The organism is Pseudomonas sp. MYb118 (assembly GCF_040947875.1).
In the GTDB taxonomy this organism is placed as follows: domain Bacteria; phylum Pseudomonadota; class Gammaproteobacteria; order Pseudomonadales; family Pseudomonadaceae; genus Aquipseudomonas.
This window is the reverse complement of record NZ_JBFRXN010000003.1, coordinates 161,149-184,192: the sequence shown is the minus strand read 5'-3', so window position 1 is coordinate 184,192 and position 23,044 is coordinate 161,149. Positions and strand designations below refer to the sequence as shown.

Annotated in this window: 20 protein-coding genes and 1 tRNA gene; 13 read left to right on the top strand and 8 right to left on the bottom strand. The window is 61.9% G+C overall.

The window, feature by feature from the left end:
• Nucleotides 1-174 precede the first annotated feature (174 nt).
• Nucleotides 175-1,188 carry a LacI family DNA-binding transcriptional regulator gene (locus ABVN20_RS22245; protein ID WP_368558696.1) on the top strand — a complete coding sequence of 338 codons (1,014 nt, stop codon included), beginning with the start codon at nucleotides 175-177 and terminating at the stop codon, nucleotides 1,186-1,188.
• 1 nt (nucleotide 1,189) lies between these two features.
• Here ABVN20_RS22245 and ABVN20_RS22240 read toward each other — a convergent pair whose 3' ends face one another.
• From ABVN20_RS22240 to ABVN20_RS22210, 7 genes are all read right to left on the bottom strand, one after another.
• Entirely contained in the window at nucleotides 1,190-1,519 is a 330-nt protein-coding gene (locus ABVN20_RS22240; protein ID WP_368557901.1) for a type II toxin-antitoxin system RelE/ParE family toxin, read from the bottom strand.
• Nucleotides 1,516-1,752, bottom strand: a complete 237-nt coding sequence (locus ABVN20_RS22235; protein WP_368557900.1) for a type II toxin-antitoxin system ParD family antitoxin — start codon at nucleotides 1,750-1,752, stop codon at nucleotides 1,516-1,518. Before ABVN20_RS22235 ends, ABVN20_RS22240 begins: the two co-directional genes overlap by 4 nt.
• Nucleotides 1,753-1,977: 225 nt before the next feature.
• A tRNA-Gly gene (locus tag ABVN20_RS22230) sits at nucleotides 1,978-2,053 on the bottom strand.
• A 63-nt stretch (nucleotides 2,054-2,116) separates the two neighbouring features.
• Entirely contained in the window at nucleotides 2,117-2,677 is a 561-nt protein-coding gene (gene pgsA, locus ABVN20_RS22225) for a CDP-diacylglycerol--glycerol-3-phosphate 3-phosphatidyltransferase (protein ID WP_368557899.1), read from the bottom strand.
• Nucleotides 2,678-2,709: 32 nt separating this feature from the next.
• A complete protein-coding gene (uvrC, locus tag ABVN20_RS22220) occupies nucleotides 2,710-4,533 on the bottom strand; it encodes an excinuclease ABC subunit UvrC (RefSeq protein WP_368557898.1) in 1,824 nt (607 codons plus the stop codon).
• Between the two features lie 2 nt (nucleotides 4,534-4,535).
• On the bottom strand, nucleotides 4,536-5,177 hold the full coding sequence (uvrY, locus tag ABVN20_RS22215; protein ID WP_008015884.1) for a UvrY/SirA/GacA family response regulator transcription factor: 642 nt from the start codon (nucleotides 5,175-5,177) through the stop codon (nucleotides 4,536-4,538).
• A gap of 125 nt (nucleotides 5,178-5,302) precedes the next feature.
• The gene (locus tag ABVN20_RS22210; protein WP_368557897.1) at nucleotides 5,303-5,767 is read right to left on the bottom strand and encodes a GNAT family N-acetyltransferase; all 465 of its coding nucleotides are present in this window, start codon (nucleotides 5,765-5,767) and stop codon (nucleotides 5,303-5,305) included.
• A 602-nt stretch (nucleotides 5,768-6,369) separates the two neighbouring features.
• On the opposite strand from ABVN20_RS22210, the gene ABVN20_RS22205 reads away from it, so the two are divergent.
• From ABVN20_RS22205 to ABVN20_RS22195, 3 genes are all read left to right on the top strand, one after another.
• Nucleotides 6,370-7,443 carry a 3-deoxy-7-phosphoheptulonate synthase gene (locus ABVN20_RS22205; protein WP_368557896.1) on the top strand — a complete coding sequence of 358 codons (1,074 nt, stop codon included), beginning with the start codon at nucleotides 6,370-6,372 and terminating at the stop codon, nucleotides 7,441-7,443.
• A gap of 226 nt (nucleotides 7,444-7,669) precedes the next feature.
• Nucleotides 7,670-8,551, top strand: coding sequence for a lipase family alpha/beta hydrolase (locus ABVN20_RS22200; protein ID WP_368557895.1), 882 nt, complete (start codon nucleotides 7,670-7,672; stop codon nucleotides 8,549-8,551).
• A gap of 85 nt (nucleotides 8,552-8,636) precedes the next feature.
• Nucleotides 8,637-8,918: a peptidylprolyl isomerase gene (locus tag ABVN20_RS22195; RefSeq protein WP_003445034.1), complete on the top strand. Its 282-nt coding sequence runs from the start codon at nucleotides 8,637-8,639 to the stop codon at nucleotides 8,916-8,918.
• A gap of 80 nt (nucleotides 8,919-8,998) precedes the next feature.
• Here the strand turns inward: ABVN20_RS22195 and ABVN20_RS22190 are convergent, their stop codons facing one another.
• Nucleotides 8,999-9,901, bottom strand: coding sequence for a hypothetical protein (locus ABVN20_RS22190; RefSeq protein WP_368557894.1), 903 nt, complete (start codon nucleotides 9,899-9,901; stop codon nucleotides 8,999-9,001).
• Between the two features lie 222 nt (nucleotides 9,902-10,123).
• On the opposite strand from ABVN20_RS22190, the gene ABVN20_RS22185 reads away from it, so the two are divergent.
• The 9 genes from ABVN20_RS22185 to ABVN20_RS22145 all read left to right on the top strand — a co-directional run bounded on the left by ABVN20_RS22185 (nucleotide 10,124) and on the right by ABVN20_RS22145 (nucleotide 22,994).
• Entirely contained in the window at nucleotides 10,124-11,989 is a 1,866-nt protein-coding gene (locus tag ABVN20_RS22185; protein ID WP_368557893.1) for an extracellular solute-binding protein, read from the top strand.
• Nucleotides 11,989-13,050, top strand: a complete 1,062-nt coding sequence (locus ABVN20_RS22180; RefSeq protein WP_368557892.1) for a microcin C ABC transporter permease YejB — start codon at nucleotides 11,989-11,991, stop codon at nucleotides 13,048-13,050. The genes ABVN20_RS22185 and ABVN20_RS22180 overlap by 1 nt, the downstream gene beginning before the upstream one ends.
• On the top strand, nucleotides 13,050-14,072 hold the full coding sequence (locus tag ABVN20_RS22175) for an ABC transporter permease (RefSeq protein ID WP_368557891.1): 1,023 nt from the start codon (nucleotides 13,050-13,052) through the stop codon (nucleotides 14,070-14,072). Before ABVN20_RS22180 ends, ABVN20_RS22175 begins: the two co-directional genes overlap by 1 nt.
• Before the next feature lie 45 nt (nucleotides 14,073-14,117).
• The gene (locus ABVN20_RS22170) at nucleotides 14,118-15,689 is read left to right on the top strand and encodes an ABC transporter ATP-binding protein (RefSeq protein ID WP_368557890.1); all 1,572 of its coding nucleotides are present in this window, start codon (nucleotides 14,118-14,120) and stop codon (nucleotides 15,687-15,689) included.
• A 147-nt stretch (nucleotides 15,690-15,836) separates the two neighbouring features.
• Complete coding sequence (locus ABVN20_RS22165) at nucleotides 15,837-17,252, top strand: sigma-54 interaction domain-containing protein (protein ID WP_368557889.1); 1,416 nt, start codon at nucleotides 15,837-15,839, stop codon at nucleotides 17,250-17,252.
• Nucleotides 17,253-17,528: 276 nt separating this feature from the next.
• Nucleotides 17,529-18,920: a GntP family permease gene (locus ABVN20_RS22160; RefSeq protein ID WP_368557888.1), complete on the top strand. Its 1,392-nt coding sequence runs from the start codon at nucleotides 17,529-17,531 to the stop codon at nucleotides 18,918-18,920.
• A 7-nt stretch (nucleotides 18,921-18,927) separates the two neighbouring features.
• A complete protein-coding gene (hbdH, locus tag ABVN20_RS22155; protein ID WP_368557887.1) occupies nucleotides 18,928-19,701 on the top strand; it encodes a 3-hydroxybutyrate dehydrogenase in 774 nt (257 codons plus the stop codon).
• A gap of 182 nt (nucleotides 19,702-19,883) precedes the next feature.
• Nucleotides 19,884-21,839, top strand: a complete 1,956-nt coding sequence (locus ABVN20_RS22150; RefSeq protein WP_368557886.1) for an acetoacetate--CoA ligase — start codon at nucleotides 19,884-19,886, stop codon at nucleotides 21,837-21,839.
• Between the two features lie 99 nt (nucleotides 21,840-21,938).
• Nucleotides 21,939-22,994, top strand: coding sequence for a tetratricopeptide repeat protein (locus tag ABVN20_RS22145; RefSeq protein ID WP_368557885.1), 1,056 nt, complete (start codon nucleotides 21,939-21,941; stop codon nucleotides 22,992-22,994).
• Nucleotides 22,995-23,044 lie beyond the last annotated feature (50 nt).

Sequence of the window (23,044 nt, the reverse complement as noted above, 5' to 3'; positions counted from 1 at the left end):
CTGTTCGAGCCCGCTGAATGGCTGCCTGAAGAAAAATGTAACCGGTTACATTTTTCCGTGAATTTATGCGCTGCCCCGCAGGCTGTCAAATCAGAAACGGCAGCTGCAAAGATTTCAGTGACGACCGAGCTGCTGTTAAGCTCGCCCGACGCAGAGTTTGAAGATGAGGTGCTTTTGTCCAATATTCGTGAAGTTGCCCGGCTCGCCGGTGTCTCGGTGGCTACCGTATCGCGCACCCTGAAATCACCCGACTGCGTGCGCCAGGCTACCCGGGACAAGGTCAACGCCGCCGTCGAACAAGCGGGTTATCGCCCCAACCTGATGGCCGTACAGTTCCGTTCACGGCGCACGGCCAACCTGGTGATCCTGGTTCCGAAAATTGCCAATACTTTTTTCGCCCGCGTGATCAGCGGCGCACAACTGGCTGCCCAAGCCGCCGGTTACCGACTGCTGCTGTGCGATACCCAAGGCCGCGAAGACATCGAGCGTGAGTTTGCCGATCTGGTCTACGCACACCAGGCCGATGGTGTGATTCAGTTGCGCGCCTACGACCCCTTCCCGGCCGACAGCGCTGAGCCCCCACCGATGGTCAATGCCTGTGAAGTCATCAAGGGCGGACGACACCCCACCATCAGCCTCGACAACCATGCGGCCGCCAAGGCCATGACCGAACACTTGATCAGTCTGGGCCATCGCCGGATAGGCCTGATCAAGGGCCCTAAAAGTAGTCCCCTGACGCAGGATCGTGTCGCGGGTTACCTGGCCGCCCTGGATCAGGCAGGCATCCCCACCGACCCGACGATTATTTGCCACGGCGACTTCAGCTTACGCGCGGGCTACGATGGCGCCGCCTCCCTGCTGACGATGCAAGACCGCCCTACAGCGCTGTTTTGTGAGAATGACGAGATGGCCATTGGTGCGCTCAAGCGCATCAAGGAAGCAGGCCTGCGCGTGCCTGAAGATATCTCTCTGGTGGGATTCGATGACATTCCATTGGCACATTACTGCGATCCGCCACTGACCACGATTGCTCAGCCAGCCGAAGGCTTTGGCCGCCAGGCCGTGGAAATGCTGATCAACCTGATCGAGAAAAAGACCAATCCACAGCAGCATGTGATCCTGCCTTTTGAGCTGACGATACGTAAAAGCTCGGCGGCCCCGTCAGGACAAAAGAACACATTCATCTAACTCAAGCGTCATGACTATCGGTCAACCACTCCGGAATATCCCGCGATCCATGCAGAACGCGCCAGACGTCGATGTGATCATCACGCTCTATGTAAAACACCAGGTAGGGATAGCGCCTCAAAGGCCAGCAAAGCAACCCAGGCAATTCGAGCTCATGGGAATAGCGAGAGATACCTGAGGCTGGATGACGACCGATATGGGCATAGGCACGCTCCAAGTCGTCAATGAAATCCAGTGCCGCTTGCTCAGCTTTCTCGTGAAGGTAATAACGAATGGATTCCTCGACATCCTGCCCAGCCAAGGCGCGCGGGATGACGGGTTTAGCCTTCATCCTTGAGCGGTTCTCACCCGTGCACGCAAGGAGTCGAAGTAATCACGATCCGCGACGTCCATAGATGCCGAGGCAGCCCCGGCCATCAGCAAGCCGCGCAGATGCTGGCGATCCTGATCCTTGCGAATCAGCTCCCTGACGTATTCACTACTAGTGCTGTAACCACGCAGACTTACCTGATCATCGACAAATGACTTGAGGGCGTCCGGCAGGGAGACGTTCATGGTACTCATGGCTTTGTCCCGTTTTGACAAAATTTGCCAAAGTATAATGCCCTTCTTCTGTATCAGCAGCCGCACATACATCCGAAATTGTTACAGCGCCAATCCAGCGTAATGCTGTAAATGATCACTGCCACCTTAAGGCATGACCTTCAACGGCCCACGATGAACAGAAACGAAAAAAGGACCCGAAGGTCCTTTCTACGATCATTACAGCGAAAGCTGCAATGCTATGTTTGGAGCGGGAAACGAGACTCGAACTCGCGACCCCGACCTTGGCAAGGTCGTGCTCTACCAACTGAGCTATTCCCGCGTCTTGGTGTGGCGCATTTTATAGAATCCAGAAGCCCCGTCAAGCCCTTGATTCAAAAAAGTTTTATTTCTTTTCCACGTCGATCTTCAGATGTGGCCAGGCGGCGCGCAGGTATTGGACCATCGACCACAGGGTCAGGCCGGCGGAGATCATCAGCAAGACGTAGCCCAGCAGCACCCAGAAGGTGAAGTGCGACGGGTTGGCCAGCAGGATGACCAGCGCGAGCATTTGCGCGGCGGTTTTCCATTTGCCCAGGTTGGAGACGGCGACGTGGGCACGGGCGCCGATTTCGGCCATCCATTCGCGCAGGGCCGAGACGACGATTTCGCGGCCGATGATCACCGCTGCCGGCAGCGTCAGCCACAGGTTGCCGTGTTCCTGCACCAGCAGCACCAGGGCCACGGCGACCATCAGTTTGTCCGCTACCGGGTCAAGGAACGCGCCGAAGGGCGTGCTTTGCTCCAGGCGGCGCGCCAGGTAGCCGTCCAGCCAGTCGGTGGCGGCAGCAAAGGCGAAGACCGAGGCGGAGGCCGCGTAGCTCCATTGGTAAGGCAGGTAGAACAGTAAAATGAAGATCGGAATAAGCAGGACGCGTAGAACGGTAATCAGATTAGGGATATTCATCGGCACAACTGGCTACGAGGTGAGGGGGCATTCTACTCGCTGTGCAGATTTGCATAAATCAACTCTGCGAGCTTTTTACTGATCCCGGGGGCTTTGGCGATTTCTTCGATGCTGGCACGAGACAGCTCCTGCAATCCACCAAAATGTTTCAACAAGTCGCGCCGACGCGTCGGCCCTACCCCCGCAACGCCTTCGAGTGTAGACGTGCGGCGGGTTTTGCCACGGCGTGCGCGGTGGCCGGTGATGGCGAACCGGTGGGCCTCGTCGCGGATCTGCTGGATCAGGTGCAGCGCCGGGGAATCGCCGCGCAGGGTGAATTCGTGGGCGGCATCGTTGAGGTACAGGGTTTCGAAACCGGCCTTGCGCGTAGCGCCCTTGGCCACGCCGAGCAGGATCAGGTCCGGCACCGCCAGCTCGTTGAGCACGTCGCGGGCCATGGACAACTGGCCCTTGCCGCCGTCCACCAGGAGGATGTCGGGCAGCTTGCCCTCCCCGTCCTTCAGTTTGCTGAAGCGGCGGGTCAGCGCCTGGTGCATCGCCGCGTAGTCATCGCCGGCGGTCACGCCTTCGATGTTATAGCGTCGGTAATCACCCTTGATCGGGCCTTCCGGGCCGAACACCACGCAGGAGGCCACGGTGGCTTCGCCGCTGGAGTGGCTGATGTCGTAGCACTCAAGGCGCTGCGGCGGTTCATCCAGGTTCAGCACTTCGGCCAGGGCGTCGAAACGCGCGGCCACGTGTTGGCGGTTGGCCAGGCGTGCGCCCAGGGCCTGTTCGGCGTTGGTCACCGCCAGTTGTTGCCAGCGTGCCCGCGTGCCACGCACCCGGTGGCTGATGGTCAGTTCGCGACCGCGCAGCTCGTGAATGGCCTCGATCAGCGCGGGGAAGTCTTCGTGAACCACGTTGACGATCAGTTCGCTCGGCAAGTCCCGCTCGGGACTGCTGACGAAGTACTGGCCGAGAAACGCCGCCATGACTTCGGAGACGTCCTCTTCAATACCCACCTGCGGAAAGAAGTTCTTGCTGCCCAGCACCCGGCCGCCGCGCACGCTGATCAGATGCACGCAGGCGCCGCCCGGGTTGACGAACGCAGCGATCACGTCGACATCGCCCGAGCCGCCTTCCATGCTCTGCTGATCCTGGACCCGGCGCAGCAGGCCGATCTGGTCACGCAGTTCGGCGGCGCGCTCGAATTCGAGGTTGATCGCCGCCTCTTCCATGCCCGCCGACAATTCGTCGGTCAGGGCATTGCTGCGCCCTTCGAGAAACATCACCGAGTGGCGCACGTCTTCGGCGTACACCTTGGGCTCCACCAACCCGACGCAAGGCGCCTTGCAGCGCTTGATCTGGTATTGCAGGCACGGGCGCGTGCGGTTCTTGTAGTAGCTGTCCTCGCACTGGCGGACGAAAAAGGTCTTTTGCAGCAGGCTCAGGCTTTCGCGGATCGCCCCGGCGCTGGGATAGGGGCCGAAGTATTTGCCCTTGGCCTTCTTCGCCCCGCGATGAATGCTCAGGCGTGGGAACTGGCCGTCGGACAAAAACACGTACGGGTAGGATTTGTCATCGCGCAGCAGGATGTTGTACGGCGGACGCCATTCCTTGATCAGCGTCTGCTCGAGCAACAGGGCTTCGGTTTCATTGGACGTGATCGTCGTTTCGACCTGGGCGATACGCGCCACCAGCGCGGCGGTCTTGGGGGCCAGGCCCGTCTTGCGGAAGTAACTCGACAGGCGATTCTTGAGGTTCTTGGCCTTGCCGACATAGAGCAGACGCGCCTCGCTGTCGAACATGCGGTAGACGCCGGGGCGTCCACTGACGGTCGACAGGAACGCGCTTGGATCAAAGGTTTCGGTCATTTTCAGAGGCTGGCATCAACCATGCCGTGACGAACCGCCAGCAGCGTCAACTCGACATCGCTGCTGATCGAAAGCTTTTCGAAAATTCGGTAACGGTAGGTGTTTACGGTTTTGGGCGACAGGCACAACTTGTCGGAAATGATCTGCACTTTCTGGCAGCCGACGATCATCAGGGCAATCTGGATTTCCCGCTCGGACAAGGCATCGAACGGCGAATCGTTGGTCGGCTGGAAGGATTTGATCGCCAGTTGCTGGGCGATCTGCGGGCTGATGTAGCGTTGCCCGGCGAACACCAGGCGAATGGCCTGGACCATTTCCGGCAAGCCCGCGCCCTTGGTCAGGTAACCGGCGGCGCCGGCTTGCAGCAGTCGGGTGGGGAACGGGTCTTCCTCGCACACCGTGACCGCGACCACCTTGATATCGGGGTGGCTGCGCAACAACTTTCGGGTGGCTTCCAGACCGCCGATGCCAGGCATCTTCACGTCCATCAGCACCACATCGGGTTTCAACTCACGCGCCTTGAGCAGGGACTCTTCCCCGGACTCCGCCTGGCCGACCACTTGCAGGCCGTCGATGTCAGCCAGCATCCGTGTAATGCCTGTACGAACGAGATCATGGTCATCGACTACTAGCACCCTAATCAAGCAGACACCTCGTGATTGGTCTTGTTGAGTTGCCGACACCTTAGCAAAAAGCGCTTGGCAGACCTAGCGGCAAGCGCCAGATAAAAAGTTTCAATACATCTTGAAAGGCTCGTCTTATATGTGTCTCAGCGATTTGCGCAGGCAATGTCGCACTGCATTCTGAGGAAACATTCGTCCCTGCCGACCACCGCCAGGCCCTTTCTGCTGTAAAGCTTTTTTGCCGGATTATTTTCAAACACGGTCAAGCGCAGGGCCGGGCGTCGTTCCAGGCCGGCCAGGGCCAAAACCTGATCGAACACCCAGGAACCGGCACCCTGCCCCCGAAACGCTTCGACGATGTGCAACTCGCGGATGTACAGGGCCCTGGCGTCACGACTGAGGCTGACGAACCCCAGCCGGGCATCGCCGTGCACGATCACCCGATTGTCCCGCCCGGCCCAGGCCACGTCGAAGGCTTCGTCCTGCCACAACAGGTCGTGCTGGATGTAATAGCGCAGCATGTTCTGGCACGTCAGGTCGCGGGCGAAGGCCAGGTCGGTGGCCGTTGCCGGGCGCCATTGCAGTTCGGCGGCGAAGGTCTGGGAGGTCATGGTTCGACTGGGCGCGGGTTGATGAGTTGGAAGTTTCACACCCAAGCGATAGCAAACGCCATCGGCGATTGATAGCAATTTCTGATTGAATCCGCCTACCGGCCTCTAGTAAGCTCGGTCCATCCATCGGAGACAGACCATGTTCAACGCCCTCTCACAGCTTCGTACCGCCAGCGCCCCGCGCTCGGTTGCGGCTGCCCGGGCGAACGGTGTTTGTGCTTCGGTCAGCTTTTATTTTGGGTATTGGTTTAGCCACTGGCGCGCCTGATACCCAAATGGCGCCCACTTGAACGGGTCGCCACCAGAGATTTCTCAACCCCCGGTCGGCCTCCCGACCGGGGGTTTTGTTTTTTCAGCCCCACCCTTTTTTGCAACAACCAGACATTTTGAGGATTCACGACATGAACTACGCCACCTATTACCGCTACGACACCTTTACCGCCTGGCGATTTAGCAGCCTCCGTTCGGGACAGCCTGCCGCCTCCGATCGGTCACCCATTGGTGGCAAGCACACACACGCAGCCAATTTGGCCAATTGTCGAACACCCCTGTAGGGCCGAGTGCGCGGGAACGAACCCGCCGCTCGCCCAGGAAGCCTGAACATGAACTCATCCGTCTCTGCTTTGCCGCTATCCACCCTGAGCCCTGCCAACGAAGCGCTGACCCTGCGCCTGCCAAGCTCATTGCAACTCAAACAGCAATTGCCCCTGAGCAATGACCTCGCCCGCCAGGTCGCCACCCACCGCGACGCCGTCCGCGCCATCCTCAACGGTGAAGACTCCCGTTTACTGGTCATCGTCGGCCCCTGCTCGATCCACGACCCGCAATCGGCCCTGGAATACGCCGGCAACCTCGCCCGCCTCGCCCACGAAGTCAGCGATGAAATGCTGCTGGTCATGCGCGCCTACGTGGAAAAGCCGCGCACCACCGTCGGCTGGAAAGGCCTGGCGTACGACCCGCACCTGGACGGCAGCGACGACATGGCCGCCGGCCTCACCCTGTCGCGCGAACTGATGCGCGAAATGCTGCGCCTGGGCCTGCCGGTCGCCACCGAGTTGCTGCAACCGATGGCCGCCGGCTACTTCGACGACCTGCTGAGCTGGGTCGCCATCGGCGCGCGCACCACCGAATCGCAGATCCACCGGGAAATGGCCAGCGGCCTGAACATGCCGGTCGGCTTCAAGAACGGCACCGACGGCGGCGTCGGCGTAGCCAGCGACGCCATGCGCTCGGCCGCCCACCCGCACCGGCATTTCGGCGTCGACAGCCAGGGCCACCCGGCAATCATTCAGACCCCGGGCAACCCCGACACCCACCTGGTGCTGCGCGGCGGCCATCGCGGCCCCAACTACGACCGCGCCAGCGTTGCCCAGATCAACGCCGACCTGACCAAGCTGAAAATTCCGGCACGGATCATGGTCGACTGCAGCCACGCCAACAGCGGCAAGGACCCACTGCGTCAACCGGCCGTGTTCAACGATGTGCTGGAACAACGCCTGCAAGGTGATCGCTCGCTGATCGGCATGATGATCGAGAGCCATCTGTTCGAGGGCTGCCAGCCATTGTCGGCTTCACTCAAGTACGGCGTGTCGGTGACCGATGGCTGCCTGGGCTGGAGCGGCACGGAAGAACTGTTGCGCGATGCAGCGCAGCGGTTGCGAGCCTCCCGTTGCTGACAGGCAAATGACATCGAGGAGGTAGGTCATTGCATAGCTCTGAGCTACCTCCGATGAAAGGATGTCCGCACAATCCGAAAAACCCCATCACCCTCTTTGAAAATTCACGCCCCACCTATTCCGTTTTCGCGCTTTTACAGCGGCTTTTTCATACATCCTGCGACCGTACGAGTGCTTTAGAGTGGGCCTCTCGCACATCCTCGAACTTTCGCGAAAAGGTATGAACATGCAACGGAATGCAAGCACTCTCTATCCCATCCTGCTGGTTCACGGCCTGTTCGGTTTTGACCAGATCGGCTCCTTCGGACTGTTTCATGACATCAAGCAAGCATTGCGCACGTGTGGCGCAAGGGTGTTCATTCCGCATTTGTCGGTTACCCATAGCAACGAAGCACGTGGCGATCAGTTGTTGGCGCAGATCGAGCGGGTGCTGGAAGGGACCGGTGCGCAAAAGGTCAACCTGATCGGTTACAGCCAGGGCGCCTTGGCGGCGCGGTATGCCGCGGCGGTCGCGCCGCAGGTTGTCGCTTCGGTGACGTCGGTCAGCGGACCGAACCAGGGTTCGGAGCTGGCTGATTTTTTGCACAGGGCGTTGATACCCGGCCATCTTGCAGAGCAGACCGCCGAAGAGGTGGCGACCCTGTTCGCCGATTTCCTGTCGCTATTGAGCGGTAGCCCGAAGCTGCCACAGAACGCGGTCGCTGCACTGAACGCGATAACCACGGAAGAGGTGTGCGCATTCAACCGGAAATACCCTCAGGGACTGCCGAAAACCTGGGGTGGCAAGGGTCGCGAGCTGGTCAACGGGGTTCGCTACTACTCCTGGAGCGGCACGCTACAGGGCAATATCGGTGACGAGGGGATCAATCCACTCGACCCACTGAACACGATGTGCAGGGCTTTTTCCCGTTATTTCAACACCGAAGCCGAGCAAAACGACGGCATGGTCGGGCGATTCAGTTCGCACCTGGGCACCGTGATCCGCTCGGACTATCCGCTGGACCACCTGGACGTCATCAATCAGTTGAGTGGCCGGGTGCGCAGGGGTATCGACCCGGTCGAGTTGTACGTGCGCCACGCCGAGCGCCTGCGCGACGTCGGCCTGTAAGCATTTCCCAGGAACTTTGACGAGAAATGGGCCACACAATCCGGTAGGCTCGGCACTTTACTGAACGTTGAAGGAGTATTTACCCATGGCTAAAGCCACTGCCCGTCACATCCTGGTTGCCAGCGAAGACAAGTGCAACGAACTGAAAGCGCAAATCGAAGGCGGCGCCGACTTCGCCGAAGTGGCCAAGGCCAACTCCACTTGCCCGTCCAGCCGCCAGGGCGGCGACCTGGGTTCGTTCGGTCCAGGCCAGATGGTCAAGGAATTCGACACCGTGGTTTTCAGCGCACCGATCAACGTAGTGCAAGGCCCGGTGAAAACCCAGTTCGGTTACCACCTGCTGGAAGTGACCAGTCGCCAGGACTGATCCACGCCCTGAGTGGCACCCGGTAAAAAACGCCGCTGATCTTTCCGGATCAGCGGCGTTTTACTGTGTGCACTGCCACCTCACGCCTGTGCCGGCTCCGCCTCTGGCTCTTTGACAGGGGGCTCGTCCTCGACATTCCACTCCTGGTCCCACTCCGGTTCCCACCACAGCGAATTGGCCTCGTAAACAGCAATATCAGTGATTGCAAAAGAGTGGGTGTTCCCCTGCCCCTTCTCCGTCGTATCGCTGGCAACAATTTCAATCGTGGTAGAGCCGGACCGAGCACCCGTAACACCCAGCTCAATGTAGTGAGGTCGATCCAGATGACTTTGAAACACCCACCAGGTCTCGTGCTTTTCTTCCTTCAGGATGACATAGATGAATTCCATCGGGTCAGTTCTGAGCATTTGGATGCCGGCTTCAACGATGTATTTCTTACCCGGCACCAGGTTGAAACTCTTCGAGATGATGACCTTCCTGGGCAACTCTTCTTCAACGTTAAAGCACAGGCATGGCTTGTCGTTCAATGTGATGAATGTGAAATCAGCGGGGGTGGTTTCGGCGCCTTGATCCCAGCCTTCAAACTGGCCACGGTCGAACAGTGTCAGTGCGTGGTGGGTTTTATTCAGCCGGTAACGAATCCATGGAAAGTGCGTCATCTTGCCTTGAACCATGGCTGCAAACTTTACAAGGATATTGGTTTGATCAGCGTATTCCATGAGCATATTCTTGCCCAAATCAATCTGGACGAAACCTCTGCTCAAATCCGCCGCGGTCACCCTGTCGTTGTACACCAGCGTTTCTTCGCTCGGTTCTCCCGGCACCAAAGTGCCCAACAAATGCAACGTGTACTCATCCCTGACTTTCGCATCCGTCCAGATGGGCACGATGACGGACCAGGGATCATTGATCTCCCTGAGAAACACACTGCGCGTGAACGCCCTCTTGATTTCAAGGTAGGTTTTTTTGGGATCGTTAACCATGACCAGACTCCTTCGCCGACTCGATCAGATAGACAGTGATGCGAACTCCAGAATCGCCGGTGATAGTTGGCGCCCCCGCCTGCGCCCTGTCTACTGTCACAAATGACAGGTAACACGCTGCCATCACGTCGCCGATCCCCGGACGACATGGCAATGTGGTTTACTGCCCGGTAATCTGCGAGCCAACCGCCGTCACCCCAGACTCACGCCACAAGGCCGACAATGCGATTGTTTTTATCTTCACTGTTGATCACCCTGGCCTTGCTCCCGGGTTTGCCAGCCACTGCCGCCACACCGCAACACGCCCTGACCGTTTACGGCGAACCGGCGAAATACCCCGCCGGTTTCAGTCATTTCGATTACACCAACGTGCGCGCGCCCAAAGGCGGGACCATGCGCCGTTCGGCCGTGGAAATCGGCCACTTCGACCATATCCTGCCGTATATAGACAAAGGCATCGGCGTGACCCAGATCGACGGCTGGCTCTATTCGCCGCTGGCCCAGCGCTCGCTCGACGAGCCCTACACCGTGTATGGCCTGGTCGCACAGAAAATGGAGCGTTCGGACGACGGCCTGTCGCTACGCTTCTACCTCAACCCCAAGGCCCGCTTCGCCGATGGCCAGCCGATCACCGCCGAAGACGTGCGCTACACCTTCAATCTGCTGATGACCCAGGGCAGCCTGCGCTATCGCACGCAGTTCGCCGACGTCAAAGGCGTGGTCGTGGAGTCGCCCCTGACGGTGCGCTTTGACTTCAGCAGCAACGAAAACCGCACCCTGCCCCTGGACATCGCCACCTTGCCGGTGTTTCCCGAGCACTGGTGGAAAACCCGCGACTTCGCCGGTGGCGGCGGTTACGAGCCGCCGCTGGGCAGTGGCCCGTACAAGGTGAGCAAGGTCGATTCCGGGCGCAGCATCACGTTCGAGCGCAATCCCAACTGGTGGGGCAAGGATCTGCCGGTCAGCCGTGGCCTGTACAACTTCGACCGTTTCAGCATCGAGTACTTCGGCGACACCGACGTCGCACGCCAGGTCCTGCGTGGCGGCGCCTACGACTACAACCGCGAATTTTCCGCCACCGGGTATTCCATCGGTTACGACAGCCCGGCCCTCAGCGACGGCCGCCTGCAAAAGGCCCACCTGGCGCAGAATGCCCCGCAATCGGCGCAAGGTTTCGTGTTCAACCTGCAAAACCCGCTGTTCCAGGATCGCCGTGTGCGTCAGGCCCTGGTGATGCTCTGGGATTTCGAGTGGAGCAACCGGCAGATGATGCGCAACCTCTACATCCGCCAGCAGAGCTTCTTCTCCAACACCGACCTGGCCGCGCGCGAGCTGCCGGATGCCGCCGAGTTGGCGATTCTCGAACCCCTGCGCGGGCAGATCCCTGACGAAGTGTTCACCCAGGTCTTCGAAGCGCCGAAAACCGACGGCAGCGGCGTGATCCGCGACAAGCAACTGCAAGCCCTGGCGCTGCTGGAACAGGCCGGCTGGAAACCCGACGGCGACCGACTGGTGAATGCCGACGGCAAGCCGCTGAGCTTTACCTTCCTGGTCAGCCAGAACGGCATGGACCGCCTGCTGCTGCCCTACAAGCGCACGCTGAAACAGATCGGCATCGAACTCAACATCCGCCGCATCGACTCCTCGCAGTACGTCAACCGGCTGATGTCCCGGGACTACGACATGATCGTCACCGGCTACCCGGTCACCACCTCGCCGGGCAACGAACTGAACAACTACTTCGGTTCTTCAGCGGCCAACGACCCCGGTTCCAACAACTACATGGTGCTGAAGAACCCGGCGGTCGACACCCTGGTGGCGGGTCTGGTGCGCGCTACCACCCAGGCCGACATGTTGCGCTACGCCCATGCGCTGGACCGCGTGCTGCAATGGAACTACTACTGGATTCCCAACTATTACCCGCCGGGCAGTTCGACCGTGTGGTGGAACCGCTTCGGCATCCCCAGCGTGCAGGCGGCCAATGACGAAGCCATCGAGAGCTGGTGGGAAGTCAGCACTACGCCCTTGACCAACCAGCAGATGACCGCCGAGTTGATCAAGCGCGGCCAACCCGGAGGGCCGCACTGATGTGGGCTTACATTCTGCGGCGCCTGCTGCTGATCATCCCGACGCTGGTGATCATCCTGCTGGTCAACTTCGTCATCGTCCAGGCCGCACCCGGCGGCCCGGTGGAACAGGCCATCGCGCACCTGCAAGGCATTGGCGGCGCCAGTGTCGGCGGCGGCTCCGGCGACATCGCCAGCGGCAGCTCGCGGGCCAGTCGCGGCCTCGACCCGCAACTGATCAAGGAAATCGAAAAACAGTACGGCTTCGACAAACCGGCACACGAACGCCTGTGGCTGATGCTCACGAGCTACGCGCAACTGGATTTCGGCAAGAGCTTCTTCCGCGGCGCCACGGTCACCGACCTGATCCTGCAGAAAATGCCGGTGACCATCTCCCTCGGGCTCTGGGCCACGCTCATCACCTACCTGGTGTCGATCCCGCTGGGCATCCGCAAGGCCGTGCACCACGGCAGCCATTTTGATATCTGGAGCAGCACGGCGATCATCATCGGCTACGCCATGCCGGCGTTCCTGTTCGCGATGTTTTTGATCGTGGTGTTTGCCGGCGGTACGTCGCTGAACTGGTTCCCGGTACGCGGGCTGGTCTCGGACAACTTCGAATCGCTGTCCACCGTGGGCAAGATCGCCGACTACTTCTGGCACCTGGTGCTGCCGGTGACGGCGCTGGTGATCGGCGGCTTCGCCACCCTGACGATCCTGACGAAAAACTCGTTCCTCAATGAAATCACCCGTCAGTACGTGGTCACCGCCCGCGCCAAAGGCATGAGCGAGCGCCGCGTGCTGTACGGCCACGTGTTCCGCAACGCCATGCTGCTGGTGGTGTCGGGCATCCCGCAGGCGTTCATCAGCGTGTTTTTCGCCGGCTCCCTGCTGATCGAGGTGATCTTCTCCCTCGACGGCCTGGGCCGCATGAGCTACGAGGCGGCGGTATCGCGCGATTACCCGGTGGTGTTCGGCTCGCTGTTCATCTTTACCCTGTTCGGCCTGCTGATCAAACTGGTCGGGGATCTGTGCTACACCCTGGTCGACCCGCGTATCGACTTCGCCGCGAGGAACGCCTGATGTTCAAGCTTTCACCGTTGGCGCGCCGGCGCTTCGAGCGTTTCAAGAAAAACCGCCGTGGCTGGTGGTCGCTGTGGCTGTTCGTCGGCCTGTTCATCCTGACCCTGGGCGGCGAGCTGATCGCCAACGACAAGCCGCTGCTGGTCAGCTACCAGGGCTCGTTGTACTTCCCGGTGTTCAAGCGCTACACCGAGCAGGAATTCGGCGGGCAACTGCCGTTCCAGGCCGACTACCGCAGCGACTACGTGCAGCAACTGATCAAGAAGGACGGCGGCTGGCTGCTGTTCCCGCCGATCCCGTTCAGCGACGACACGCCCAACTACGACCTCAATAAACCCGCGCCGAGCCCGCCGTCCAGCGTCAACTGGCTGGGCACCGACGACCAGGCCCGTGACGTCATGGCGCGGGTGATCTTCGGCGCGCGGGTGTCGATCCTGTTCGCGCTGATGCTGACCTTCGTCAGTGCGCTGATCGGCATCGCCGCCGGCGCGCTGCAAGGCTACTACGGCGGCTGGGTCGACCTGCTCGGCCAGCGCTTGCTGGAGGTCTGGTCGGGCTTGCCGGTGCTGTACCTGTTGATCATCCTCTCGGGGTTCGTCGAGCCGAACTTCTGGTGGCTGCTGGGGATCATGGCGCTGTTCTCCTGGCTGGCCCTGGTGGACGTGGTGCGCGCCGAGTTCCTGCGCGGACGCAACCTGGAATACGTCAAGGCGGCCCGCGCCCTGGGCCTCACCGACCGCAAGGTGATCGTGCGGCACATCCTGCCCAACGCGATGAACGCGACCCTGAGCTACCTGCCGTTCATCCTCACCGGCGCGATCTCGACCCTGACCGCCCTGGACTTCCTCGGCTTCGGCATGCCGGCGGGCAGCGCCTCGCTGGGCGAACTGATCGGCCAGGGCAAGCAGAACCTGCAAGCGCCTTGGCTGGGCCTGACGGCGTTTTTCACCCTGGCGCTGATCCTTTCCCTACTGGTATTCATTGGCGAGGCGTTGCGCGATGCATTTGACCCTCGCTCTTGAGCACGCTCTTGAGCCTCAGCCCACGTCACCCAGCGAGCATTCGACATGAGCAACCTGATCGAAATCCGCAACCTCAGCGTGGCCTTCAGCGGCCAGACCGTGGTGCGCAACCTGTGCCTGGACATCCGCCCCGGTGAATGCCTGGCACTGGTCGGCGAGTCGGGCTCCGGCAAGTCGGTGACCGCGCACTCGATCCTGCAACTGCTGCCGGAAACCGACACGCAATCAAGCGGCAGCATCCGCTATCGCGGCAAGGAACTGCTCGGCGCCTCGTCGAAGGTGTTGCGTGAGCTGCGCGGCAACCGCATCGCGATGATTTTCCAGGAGCCGATGACCTCGCTCAACCCGCTGCACAGCATCGAAAAGCAGATCGGCGAAACCCTGATGCTGCACAAGGGCCTGACCGGCAAGGCGGCCCAGGCACGGATTCTCGAACTGTTGCAACTGGTGGGCATCCAGAAACCCAAGGAACGGCTCAAGGCCTACCCCCATCAGCTGTCCGGCGGGCAGCGCCAGCGGATCATGATCGCCATGGCCCTGGCCTGCGAGCCGGAGCTGTTGATCGCCGACGAACCGACCACCGCGCTCGACGTCACGGTGCAGCGCAAGATCCTGATCCTGCTCAAGTCCCTGCAACAGCGCCTGGGCATGTCGCTGCTGCTGATCAGTCACGACCTCAACCTGGTGCGCAGCATCGCCCAGCGCGTGTGCGTGATGAAGGCCGGGGAAATCGTCGAGCAAGCCCCCTGCGAGACGCTGTTCACCGAGCCGCAGCACCCCTACAGCTGCGTGCTGCTCAATGCCGAACCCGAAGGCGAAGCGCTGCCGCGGGACGAGCGCGAGAACGTCCTCGAAGTAGACAACCTGCAAGTTCGGTTCGCCCTCGGTGGCGGCTTGTTCCGGCGCAAGAGCTACCTGCACGCGGTGGACGGCATCAGCCTGAATGTGCAGCGCGGCAAGACCCTGGGCATTGTCGGTGAGTCGGGCTCGGGCAAGTCGACCCTGGGCCAGGCGATCCTGCGCCTGCTCGACTCCGAAGGCAGCATTCGTTTCCAGGGCCAGGCGCTCGATGGCCTGTCGCAAAAACAACTGCGGCCCTGGCGCAAGAAGATGCAGGTGGTGTTCCAGGACCCGTTCGGCAGCCTGAGCCCGAGGATGTCGGTGGCGCAGATCATCAGCGAAGGCCTCGAGGTGCACAGCGACTCCAGCGCCGGCGAATGCGACGCCCAGGTGATCCAGGCACTGCGCGAGGTGGGCCTGGACCCGGAAAGCCGCCATCGCTACCCCCACGAATTCTCCGGCGGCCAGCGCCAGCGCATCGCCATTGCCCGGGCCCTGGTGCTCAAGCCGGCGCTGATCCTGCTCGACGAACCGACCTCGGCCCTGGACCGCACCGTGCAGAAACAGGTGGTCGCCCTGCTCCGCCAGCTCCAGGAAAAACACGGCCTGACCTACCTGTTCATCAGCCACGACCTGGCGGTGGTCCGCGCCCTGGCCCACGACATGATCGTGATCAAGGACGGCAAGGTGGTCGAGAGCGGCGCCAGCCACGAGGTGTTCGACTCGCCGCAGCATCCGTATACCAAGGAGCTGTTGGCGGCGGCGCATCAGTTGTAAGCATAATTGGCGACCGTGTCGCGGCCATCGCGGGCAAGCCCGCTCCCACAGTGGAATGCGGTGTTAATGAAAACACTGCCCCCCTGTAGGAGCGGGCTTGCCCGCGATGACGCCCGACCAGACAACACAAATCCAGGATTCACCGACATGAATTCCACCGAAAGCCTGAAGGACTACCAACGCGTCCGCCTCCTGGCAATCCGCTCGCTGTTCGAAATCATCGAGCAATCCAGCGAAGGCACGGTGATTGTCGATCGCGACGCCAACATCGTCTGGATGAACGAGCGCTATGCCCGGCGTTTCGGCCTGGAGTCGGCCGAGTTCGCCATCGGCAAGGCCTGTGAAAGCGTGATCCCCGGCAGCCTGCTGCGCGAGGTGGTGCGCACCGGCCGGCCGATCCTGCTGGACATGCAGGACACGCCCAAGGAGCCGCTGGTGGTCATGCGCCTGCCGATCCACGATGACGCCGGCGTGGTCATCGGCGCCATCGGCTTTGCCCTGTTCGACGAGCTGCGCAGCCTGTCGCCGATGCTCAAGCGCTACATGAGCATGCAGGAAGAACTGGCCTCGACCCGCTCGCTGCTGCGGGCACGGCAGACCAAGTACAACTTCGCCCACTTCATCGGCACCAGCGCTGCCAGCCTGGAGGTCAAACGCCGCGCCCGACGCAGCGCCAGTACCGATTCGCCGGTGTTGCTGCTGGGGGAAACCGGCAGCGGCAAGGAATTGCTGGCCCAGGCGATCCACGGCGCCTCGCCGCGTGCGCACAAGGCCTTCGTCAGCATCAACAGCGCGGCGATTCCCGAAGCCTTGCTGGAAGCGGAATTCTTCGGCACCGCCCCCGGCGCCTTCACCGGTGCAGACCGCAAGGCCCGCGCCGGCAAGTTGCAGATCGCCCAGGGCGGCACGCTGTTCCTCGACGAAATCGGCGACATGCCCCTGCCGCTGCAAAGCAAACTGCTGCGGGTGTTGCAGGAAAAGGAATTCGAGCCGGTGGGTTCCAATGAAGTGATCCAGAGCGATGTGCGGGTCATCGCCGCGACCTCCATCGACCTTGAAGCAGCGATCAAGCGCGGCGAGTTCCGCGCCGACTTGTACTACCGGCTCAATGTACTGCCGATCCAGGTGCCGCCGCTGCGCGATCGCCTCGATGACCTGCCGGCCCTGAGCGAGGCGATCCTTGAAGAGCTGCGCAGCCAGCATGAATTGAACGCCGAGGCCCTGGAACTGCTGGGCCAGCACGCCTGGCCCGGCAACATCCGCGAACTGCGCAACGTGCTGGAGCGCGCCGCGCTGCTCAGTGATGACTTACAGCTCAATGCCGAGGATATTCGCGGGGCCATCGGTACGTTTGCACCGGTGCAGCGTGCGACGCCGGTGGTGGTCGAGGCGCTGGGCCATGAGACGTTCAGCCAGGCGCGGGAGCGGTTCGACCGGCAATTGATCGAGTCGGCCCTGGCGCAATGTGGGGGCAAGGTGGTTGAGGCGGCGGCGCGGTTGGGGCTGGGGCGGTCGACCTTGTACAAGAAGATGGTGGCTTTGGGGATTGCAGAGTCTCAATAAAGAGACATGCATCTCCATTGGTAGACAGATCCAATCGCGGGCAAGCCCGCTCCTACAGGTTATGGGTTCACCGCAAACTCTGTAGGAGCGGGCTTGCCCGCGATGAGGCCCTCCCAATCAACAAATGTCTCAAATCAGAGACAAAAATCCGAAACACTACTCCAAAAAATAAAAATATCCTTATATTTCAACATGTTACATACATGGCACAAATCTAGCTAAAGCCCCTCCCCACAGCTTCACCCACACAAAAATAACAATCCCAGGAGACACACCATGAGTGTGATCATCGCCTTGGCAGCCCTGGCGCTGCTGATGCTCGCTGCCTACCGCGGCTACAGCGTTATCCTCTTTGCCCCCATCGCCGCCCTCGGCGCCGTACTGCTCACCGACCCTTCCGCCGTCGCCCCCGCCTTCACCGGGGTGTTCATGGAAAAAATGGTCGGCTTCATCAAACTGTATTTCCCGGTGTTCCTGCTCGGCGCCGTGTTCGGCAAGCTGATCGAGCTGTCGGGCTTCTCGCGTTCCATCGTCGCCGCCGCCATTCGCCTGCTCGGCACGCGCCAGGCGATGCTGGTCATCGTGCTGGTGTGCGCCCTGCTCACCTACGGCGGTGTTTCGCTGTTTGTGGTGGTGTTTGCGGTCTACCCGTTCGCCGCCGAGATGTTCCGCCAGAGCAACATTCCCAAGCGCCTGATCCCGGCGACCATCGCCCTCGGTGCGTTCTCGTTCACCATGGACGCCCTGCCCGGCACCCCGCAGATCCAGAACATCATCCCCAGCACCTTCTTCAACACCACCGCCTGGGCGGCGCCGTGGCTGGGCTTGATCGGCACGATTTTCGTATTCAGCGCCGGCATGCTGTTCCTGCAGCACATGCGCAACAAGGCCCAGCGCGCCGGTGAAGGTTATGGCACCGAACTGCGCAACGAGCCGGAAACCGCCGCCGACATCAAGCTGCCCAACCCGTGGGTCGCCCTGTCGCCGCTGTTGGCGGTGGGCATCATGAACCTGCTGTTCACCCAGTGGATTCCGCAGTGGTACGGCAAGACCCACAGCCTGGCGCTGCCGGGCATGGCCGCGCCGGTGACCACCGAAATCGCCAAGCTGACCGCCATCTGGGCGGTGCAGGCAGCGTTGCTGGTGGGCATCCTGATGGTGCTGGTGTTCGGCTTCCAGGCGATTCGCAGCAAGCTGGCCGAAGGCAGCAAGAGCGCGGTCAGCGGTGCGCTGCTGGCGGCGATGAACACCGCTTCGGAATACGGTTTCGGCGCAGTGATCGCTTCCCTGCCGGGCTTCCTGGTGCTGGCCGACTGGCTCAAGAGCATCCCCAACCCGCTGGTCAACGAAGCCATCACCGTGACCCTGCTGGCCGGTATCACCGGCTCCGCCTCGGGCGGCATGAGCATCGCGCTGGCGGCCATGGCCAATGACTTCATTGCAGCCGCCAACGCGGCCAACATTCCGCTGGAAGTGCTGCACCGGGTGGCCGCGATGGCCAGCGGCGGCATGGACACCCTGCCGCACAACGGCGCCGTGATCACCCTGCTGGCGGTGACCGGCCTGACCCACCGCGAAGCTTACAAAGACATTTTCTGTATTACGCTGATCAAGACCCTGGCGGTCTTCGTGGTGATCGGTGTTTTCTACGCCACTGGCATTGTGTGAGGTATTCATGACCACTCTTACCGGCAAGACCGCACTGGTTACCGGCTCCACCAGCGGCATCGGCCTGGGCATTGCCCTGAGCCTGGCCAAGGCCGGCGCCAACCTGATTCTCAACGGCTTCGGCGATGCCTCGCAGGTGATCGCCGAAGTTGGGCAGTTCGGCGGCAAGGTTGGCCATCACCCGGCCGACGTCAGCGACCCGGCGCAGATCGCCGACATGATCGCCTACGCCGAGCGTGAGTTCGGCGGTGTCGACATCCTGGTCAACAACGCTGGCATCCAGCACGTGGCCGCGGTGGAAGAGTTCCCGGTGGAGCGCTGGGATTCGATCATCGCCATCAACCTGTCGTCGGTATTCCACAGCACGCGCCTGAGCCTGCCGGGCATGCGCAAGAAGGATTGGGGCCGGGTGATCAACATCGCTTCGGTACACGGCCAGGTCGGCTCGGTGGGCAAGGCCGCGTACGTCGCCGCCAAACATGGGGTGATCGGCCTGACCAAGGTGGTCGGCCTGGAAACCGCCACCAGCAACGTCACCTGCAACGCCATCTGCCCGGGCTGGGTGCTGACGCCGCTGGTGCAAAAGCAGATCGACGACCGCATCGCCGCCGGCACCGACCCGCAGCAGGCGCAGCATGACTTGCTGGCAGAGAAACAACCGTCACTGGAATTCGTCACCCCGCCGCAACTGGGCGAGCTGGTGCTGTTCCTGTGCAGCGAAGCCGGCAGCCAGGTGCGTGGCGCGGCGTGGAATATTGATGGTGGGTGGTTGGCGCAATAATTGGCAGCCCCCTTTTCGGCTCCTGCCCCCCCCTGTGGGAGCGAGCCTGCTCGCGATGGACGTCAACGAAAATGATGGCTGCCTGACACCCCTGCGGTGCCTGGTCAATCATCGCGAGCAGGCTCGCTCCCACAGTGGGGGATGGCGGTGCATCAGTCATACCTATAACAAGAGGCAACCCCATGTCCGACATCCTCTGGCAACCCAGCCCCGAGCGCATTGGCAAGACCCGCATGGAAGCCTTCCGCCGCTTCGTCCAGCAGCGCCATGCCGTGCACCTCGATGACTACCCGGCCCTGCACCAATGGTCGATCGACCAGCGCGAGCACTTCTGGCAGGCCATCGTCGACTTCTTCGACATCCGCTTCCACACCCAGCCCGACGCCGTGCTGGTCGAAGGCGAGCACATGCCCAGCGCCCAGTGGTTTCCCGGCGCCACCCTGAACTTTGCCGAACACCTGTTGCGCCGGCGTGACGATGCCGTGGCGGTGATCGCCATCGCCGAGAACGGCCAGCGCGAGCAGTTCACCTGGGCGGAACTTGCCGAGCACGTCGCCGGCCTGCAACACAGCCTGCAAGCCGCCGGTGTCGGCTTGGGCGACCGCGTGGCCGCGTGCATGCCCAACACCTGGCAAACCCTGGCGGCGATGCTGGCGACCACCAGCCTGGGGGCGATCTGGTCGTGTTCCTCGCCGGACTTCGGCACCCAGGGGGTGATCGACCGCTTCGGCCAGATCGAGCCGAAAGTGCTGATCACCTGCGCCGGTTACCGCTACGCCGGCAAGGACATCGACCAGCGCGCCAAAGTCAACGAAATCCTCGAACGCCTGCCGACCCTGCAACAACTGATCGTCGTGCCCTACGCCCGCGCCGATGTGCACGCCAGCGACTTCCACACCCACGCCGACGTCGCGCTCTGGGAGGACTTCTATGAACCCGGCGGCGAACCGGACTTCGTCGCCGTGCCCTTCGCCCATCCGCTGTACATCCTCTACTCCAGCGGCACCACCGGCGTACCCAAGTGCATCATCCACAGCACCGGCGGCGTGCTGCTGCAACACGCCAAGGAGCACGGCCTGCATTGCGATCTCGGCCCCGCCGACCGGCTGTTCTACTACACCACCTGCGGCTGGATGATGTGGAACTGGCTGGTCTCGGCCCTGGCCGTGGACAGCGCCATCGTGCTGTACGACGGCTCTCCGTTCGAGCCAGACCCGGAGCGCCTGATCGAGCTGATCGACGACGAGCGCATCAGCGTGTTCGGCACCAGCCCGAAATTCCTCGCGACCCTGGAAAACGCCGGCGTCAAACCACGCCACAGCCATGACCTGGGCAGCCTGAAAACCTTGCTGTGCACAGGCTCCGCGCTGTCGCCACAGAGTTATGACTACGTCTACCGCGACCTCAAGCCCGACCTGTGCCTGGCCTCGATGTCCGGGGGCACCGACATCATCTCCTGCTTCGTCAACGGCAACCCGTGGCAACCGGTGCGCCGTGGCGAGATCCAGGGCAAGAGCCTGGGCATGGCCGTCGAGGTGTGGAACGACGCCGGCCAGGCGGTGATCGGCGAAAAAGGCGAACTGGTGTGCACCCGGCATTTCCCGGCGATGCCCGTCGGCCTGTGGGACGATGCGGACGGCGAAAAACTGCGTGCCTCCTATTTCAGCCAGTTCCCCGGAGTCTGGGCCCAGGGCGACTACGCCGAACAACTGGCCCATGGCGCGATGATGATCCACGGCCGCTCGGACGCCGTGCTCAACCCCGGCGGCGTGCGCATCGGCACCGCGGAAATCTACCGGCAGGTGGAGAAAGTCCCGCAGGTGCAGGACAGCGTCGCCATCGGCCAGCAATGGCAGGACGACGTGCGCGTGGTGCTGTTCGTGCGCTTGCAGGAGGGCGTCAAACTGGACGAGGCCCTGCAACAGCAGATTCGCCAGGTCATTCGCGCCAACACCACGCCGCGCCATGTACCGGCGAAGATCGTCGCCGTCAGCGACATCCCGCGCACCATCAGCGGCAAGGTGGTGGAACTGGCGGTGCGCAACGTGGTGCATGGGCGGCCGGTGAAAAACACCGACGCACTGGCCAACCCCGAGGCCCTGGCGCAGTTTCGCGACCGCGTCGAGTTGCGCGATTGAGCAGCTGAGCACTTTTCAGGGCCGTCGGGTTTGACTCACGGCCCTGCCTGACCGAAGCTGACAGCTTTTGTAACCGATTGTCAGCTTCCGGATACCTGCATGCCCCTGCCCCGTCGCTACCTGATCATCGGCCTCTGTGCCCTGCTCGCCCTTGGCGTCGCCTGGCTGTTGCTGCGCAGCACCACGCCGGTGGTGCCGGAAGCGATCAGGCGTGGCTACAGTGAAGCGCTGACCCAGGCACGCAACGGCCAACCGGGCGCGGCGCGGGTGCTCTATCAGCAACTGGGCCGCCCCGACATCTCGCCCAAGCGCCGGGTCTGGCTGCACGCCGAACTGCCCAACTACCCAAGCTCGGTGGCGCTGAAACTGGCGGACGCCGACCTGCAACACCAAGCCCCCGAAGTGCGCATCGCCGCCATCAACAGCATCAGCGCCCTGGTGCCCAACGGCCAGCGCAGCCTGCTGCTGGGGCCGATGCTCGATGACAGCGAACAAAGCGTGCGGCTGGCCGCCGTCAACGCCCTGCTGGGGCTTTCGCCGGATGAGCTGGGCTTGTATTTCGGGCCGCTGGAACAAGCCATCGACGCCTGGGAACAGGTGCTGGTGCAAGCGCCGGAAAGTGCCGAGAACCAGTACCAATTGGCCCGGCTGCACCTGCACAACGGCGAATACAAAGCCGCGCAACAGGCGCTGGACAACACCCTGCGCCTGGCCCCGGACAATCTGCCGGCGCTGGTGATGCAGATCGAAGTGCTCGACAAGCAAGGCCAGAGCGAAGCCGCCCGCCTGCTGCTGGCCAAACAGCTCAAGGCCCAACCCGATTCCGCCTACCTGCAACACGCCCTGGGGATGTGGCTGCTGCATCACGGCCAGAGCGAGTTCGCCCTGCTCGGCCTGTCCAAGGCCGTGGAGCTGGAGCCGGACAACAAACATTACCGCTACGACCTGGCCACCACCCTGCACGGCGAGCACGAACTGGAAGCGGCGCAGAAGCAATTGCAGGAAATCGTCCAGCGTCATCCGGCCGACCGCAAGGCGCGGGTACTGTTGATCAACTACTGGAAGGAAAGCGGCCAGTTGCAGAACGTGCAGATCCTCCAGGCCCAGCTCGAACAGCTCAATCCCGACGATCCGGCCTTGCAGCAGGGCCTGTAAAAAGTCGGATGAACCGTGGAACGCTCATCGCGACCAATGGTCAAGTGAAA

Excerpts from the sequence above, each read along its gene's own strand:
- ABVN20_RS22240 (WP_368557901.1), bottom strand. The coding sequence starts at position 1,519 with ATGAAGGCTAAACCCGTCATCCCGCGCGCCTTGGCTGGGCAGGATGTC.
- ABVN20_RS22235 (WP_368557900.1), bottom strand. The coding sequence starts at position 1,752 with ATGAGTACCATGAACGTCTCCCTGCCGGACGCCCTCAAGTCATTTGTC.
- pgsA (WP_368557899.1), bottom strand. The coding sequence starts at position 2,677 with ATGAATATCCCTAATCTGATTACCGTTCTACGCGTCCTGCTTATTCCG.
- uvrC (WP_368557898.1), bottom strand. The coding sequence starts at position 4,533 with ATGACCGAAACCTTTGATCCAAGCGCGTTCCTGTCGACCGTCAGTGGA.
- ABVN20_RS22210 (WP_368557897.1), bottom strand. The coding sequence starts at position 5,767 with ATGACCTCCCAGACCTTCGCCGCCGAACTGCAATGGCGCCCGGCAACG.
- ABVN20_RS22205 (WP_368557896.1), top strand. The coding sequence starts at position 6,370 with ATGAACTCATCCGTCTCTGCTTTGCCGCTATCCACCCTGAGCCCTGCC.
- ABVN20_RS22200 (WP_368557895.1), top strand. The coding sequence starts at position 7,670 with ATGCAACGGAATGCAAGCACTCTCTATCCCATCCTGCTGGTTCACGGC.
- ABVN20_RS22195 (WP_003445034.1), top strand. The coding sequence starts at position 8,637 with ATGGCTAAAGCCACTGCCCGTCACATCCTGGTTGCCAGCGAAGACAAG.
- ABVN20_RS22190 (WP_368557894.1), bottom strand. The coding sequence starts at position 9,901 with ATGGTTAACGATCCCAAAAAAACCTACCTTGAAATCAAGAGGGCGTTC.
- ABVN20_RS22185 (WP_368557893.1), top strand. The coding sequence starts at position 10,124 with ATGCGATTGTTTTTATCTTCACTGTTGATCACCCTGGCCTTGCTCCCG.
- ABVN20_RS22180 (WP_368557892.1), top strand. The coding sequence starts at position 11,989 with ATGTGGGCTTACATTCTGCGGCGCCTGCTGCTGATCATCCCGACGCTG.
- ABVN20_RS22175 (WP_368557891.1), top strand. The coding sequence starts at position 13,050 with ATGTTCAAGCTTTCACCGTTGGCGCGCCGGCGCTTCGAGCGTTTCAAG.
- ABVN20_RS22170 (WP_368557890.1), top strand. The coding sequence starts at position 14,118 with ATGAGCAACCTGATCGAAATCCGCAACCTCAGCGTGGCCTTCAGCGGC.
- ABVN20_RS22165 (WP_368557889.1), top strand. The coding sequence starts at position 15,837 with ATGAATTCCACCGAAAGCCTGAAGGACTACCAACGCGTCCGCCTCCTG.
- ABVN20_RS22160 (WP_368557888.1), top strand. The coding sequence starts at position 17,529 with ATGAGTGTGATCATCGCCTTGGCAGCCCTGGCGCTGCTGATGCTCGCT.
- hbdH (WP_368557887.1), top strand. The coding sequence starts at position 18,928 with ATGACCACTCTTACCGGCAAGACCGCACTGGTTACCGGCTCCACCAGC.
- ABVN20_RS22150 (WP_368557886.1), top strand. The coding sequence starts at position 19,884 with ATGTCCGACATCCTCTGGCAACCCAGCCCCGAGCGCATTGGCAAGACC.
- ABVN20_RS22145 (WP_368557885.1), top strand. The coding sequence starts at position 21,939 with ATGCCCCTGCCCCGTCGCTACCTGATCATCGGCCTCTGTGCCCTGCTC.